Source organism: Microcoleus sp. LAD1_D5, from assembly GCF_036702115.1.
GTDB lineage: Bacteria > Cyanobacteriota > Cyanobacteriia > Cyanobacteriales > Microcoleaceae > Microcoleus.
The window spans coordinates 1-3,481 of the sequence record NZ_JAUBSA010000159.1 but is presented as its reverse complement, the minus strand read 5'-3'; the positions used below and the strand labels follow the sequence as shown (position 1 = coordinate 3,481).

The 3,481-nt window shown below is 45.7% G+C and carries 3 protein-coding genes; all 3 read left to right on the top strand.

What is annotated here, in order from left to right; all coding sequences use genetic code 11:
• The first annotated feature begins 493 nt into the window (after positions 1–493).
• The 3 genes from QUA70_RS28210 to QUA70_RS28200 all read left to right on the top strand — a co-directional run bounded on the left by QUA70_RS28210 (position 494) and on the right by QUA70_RS28200 (position 3,371).
• Complete coding sequence (locus QUA70_RS28210) at positions 494–766, top strand: hypothetical protein (RefSeq protein ID WP_333326849.1); 273 nt, start codon at positions 494–496, stop codon at positions 764–766.
• Positions 767–789: 23 nt separating this feature from the next.
• Positions 790–1,461, top strand: a complete 672-nt coding sequence (locus QUA70_RS28205) for an energy-coupling factor ABC transporter ATP-binding protein (RefSeq protein ID WP_281363590.1) — start codon at positions 790–792, stop codon at positions 1,459–1,461.
• 155 nt (positions 1,462–1,616) lie between these two features.
• A complete protein-coding gene (locus QUA70_RS28200) occupies positions 1,617–3,371 on the top strand; it encodes a protein kinase domain-containing protein (RefSeq protein ID WP_333351039.1) in 1,755 nt (584 codons plus the stop codon).
• Positions 3,372–3,481 lie beyond the last annotated feature (110 nt).

Genomic DNA, 3,481 nt, shown 5'->3' with positions numbered 1-3,481 from the left:
GATCGCGTTTGAGCCAGTCGTCGAGGACATCAAATATGCCTCTTTCGGTCTGGGCGCGTCCGACTGCGATTGTCATTTACGCAAATCTCCAAATGGATATAATTACAACGGATCTGCCTCTAGTCATTAGTCTCTAACCGTTGCCTCTGCTTAGCAGAAAACAAGTTGGATTATGAACAGAGTTTACTTTTCTTTACCGTATTAACGATTATAGAGGTAATTCTTTACAAGAGCAAGTTTTTATTAAAAAACTTCCGGATCTTGACTTGTCGGAAGTCCCCGAAGTCCCCGAAGCCCTCGAAGCCCCCGAAGTCCTTGCCCTGCATTTGGGAATTTCTACTCTATAGGAGTCTTTGCGCTTTGCCTCAGAAGCCCGGTGGCTTCGTAGATATATCGGCCTCAACCTCTTATTTTTCTAAGAAACTGCGTTTCCTTGGGTAAGTCCTATATATATACTGAGGATAGAGCTCCAGATTTAGGTTTTTAAGACTATATGTTCAGCATTGACATCATTGTGAAGAACACGCCGGTATCGCTGTCGGTGCAGCGGAAGTTGCAGGAGGACGCTGAGACTGTTTACCAGCAGGTTTTAGAGGCGATTCGCAACTCCCAACCGCAAATTTTGGAACTAACTTGCGAGAAAAATCCTGAGAAAAAGGTGGCTGTGCTCAGCAGCGAGATTTCTGGGGTGGTGGTTTCTCAGAAATCGGGGGCGTCATCTACAGGCAGATCCCCGGGTTTTGTCTCGATGTCGGCGGCAGAATGAGGGCTGGGGGTGTTGGTGCCGATATGAGCCAGTCAGCCGTTGCTGTGCGGGATTTGGGTTTTTGCTGGCCGTCGGGCGATCGAGTGTTGCAAGGTTGCTCTCTGGATGTACCCAAGGGCGAGTTTTGGATGCTTTTGGGCACTAACGGCAGCGGCAAGTCTACGCTGTTGAGGCTGATGGCTGGGCTGCTGCACCCCCAGTCGGGAGAAATTGACCTGGGCGGGCGGGTGGGTTTTGTGTTCCAAAACCCCGACCACCAATTGGTGATGCCGACGGTGGGTGCGGATGTGGCTTTTGGTTTGGTGGAGGAAAAGCTTTCTAACGTTCAGGTGCGGGAGAGGGTGGCGGAGGCTTTGGAGGCTGTGAATTTGCTGGATTTGCAGCGGCGGCCGATTTATGCTTTGAGTGGGGGCCAGAAGCAGCGAATTGCTCTTGCTGGGGCGATCGCCCGTCACTGCGAAATTTTGCTGTTGGATGAACCGACGGCTTTGTTAGATCCTGATTCTCAGTTGGATTTGGTGGCGGCGGTGCAGCGGTTGGTGAAAAATCGCGGGATTACGGCTTTGTGGGTGACTCACCGTTTGGATGAGTTGAATTATTGTGATGGGGCTTTTTTGTTGGAAAAGGGCCAAGTGGTCGATCGGGGAGATCCGGCGCGTTTGAAGCAGCGGTTGATGCAAAGCCAAGATGTTTAGCTGTTAAGTAGCGGTTGAAAGCTATTTGTTGTTAATATCAACCATTAAGTTACTAGGAAGCCGACAGAGGAATCGCCCGCAAATAATTAGAGTTTTGTTACTTATTCCAATAACATTCAGGAATAAATAGTATTTTGATTATTTAGGAGATACTGATGAACCATTATCCTGATTTATCTTACCAAGGATATGAGGTGATCCGCGAACTAGGACGTAATCGAGAAGGGGGACGAGTTACCTGGCTTGCCTCAACTATTGATACTACTGATATAAAACAGCAAGTGGTTGTCAAGCAGTTTTGTTTTGCTCAATCTGGTTCTGACTGGTCAGCTTTTAGTGTTCATGAACGAGAGATTCAGGTTTTGCAAGGACTCAACCATCCTGGTATTCCTCGCTACTTAGGAGGGTTTTCCACGTCGGATGGTTTCTGTATGGTGCAGGAGTATATCGATGCACCATCTTTAGGAGAGTTACGCAGTTTTGAACCCGAAGAAATCAAGCAAATTGCTGTATCGGTGCTAGAGATTTTAGTTTATTTGCAAAATCGAATTCCGCCAGTCATCCATCGAGATATTAAACCAGAAAATATACTGGTGGACGATCTACTCAGGGTTTATCTGATCGATTTTGGGTTTGCGCGAATTGGCAGTCAGGAAGTATCTGGCAGTAGCGTTTTCAAGGGAACGCCCGGTTTTATTCCCCCCGAACAGTTACGGAAACCTACAGAAGCCTCTGACTTATATGGGTTGGGAGCAACCTTGATTTGTTTGCTTACAGGTACGCCCTCAACAGCACTTCAGGACTTAACGGACGAGGATGACCCCTATCTTATTCGGTTCAGCCAGCTAATCCCACAGCTAAGTTTACGATTTGTTAGCTGGTTGGAAAAGATGGTGCAACCGAGGCTAAGAGATCGCTATCCAAATGCTGTTACAGCTTTGGAAGACCTTAAATCGTTGTATGTCTTTCGAGTACCAGAAGTCAGCTTAAATACAAATTCTCTGGTTTTTCGAGCAACTCGGTTAGGTGAAAAAATCACCCAAAAAATTCACTTTCGCAACTTAATGCCTGACACTTTGCTAGAGGGAAGTTGGAAAGTATCTCCTCATCTTCAAGATCCACCACATACTCCAGATTCCCATGCTTGGATTTCCTTCTCACCTGCTAGTTTTAAGGAGAATTTAGTAAAATGTGAAATTGCCGTAGATACTTCCCTCCTTGCAGCAGATAAACATTACGAGCGTCATCTTCTTTTACATACAAATGCCTCACCAGAAACACATGATGTAACTATCAGGGTTCAGACAGCACCTTTGCCAATTGATGTTAAGAAACCTCCCTACAAAAGCATGGCAGTATTGTTAATATTTTCAACAGTAATAACAACTATAGTCATCGGTAATTTAGGTTGGTCTCAAACAGCTATAGGAATTATTGCTCTAGCTGTTGCCACAGTAGCAACTATTTGGGGGACAGGAGGACACCTTGGAATTAAAGCATGGAGTTGGATAGGGGGCGGTATAGGCTTAACTTTTACGGGACTGGCGATATATATGACTCACAGTTTCTCTGTTGCCTTTTTCGCGCTGATTTTTGGCGCGTTCTCAGGTGCAATGCTTGGAGCCGCGTTTGGAGTTTGGGTGGATATAATTGTTATTCATCTTCTGGATCGTGACTTTTGGAGAGAAATCACACTCGATCGCTTTGTGTTAACGCTGTCAGCACTAAGCACAGTGCTGGGAATTGCTTTAGGTATGGGATTTGTAGTCGGCTTTATAAATGTCTATACTTTGCTAACGTTGGGGGGATCGGGACTGCCTCTTGCAGCTATGTTGTTGTATCCATCCCTTAAACATCGCTGGTTGATTGCCCGCTACCGTAAGTCGGAACAAAACTTGATTCAGCCGTGAGATATAGGCGACGGTATAACAACCTCACAGAACACTAGACCTCTTGCAAAATAATTTTATGATATAATGGAAAGTTTTGCTTGACTGGATTGAATCCCAACTATTAACTT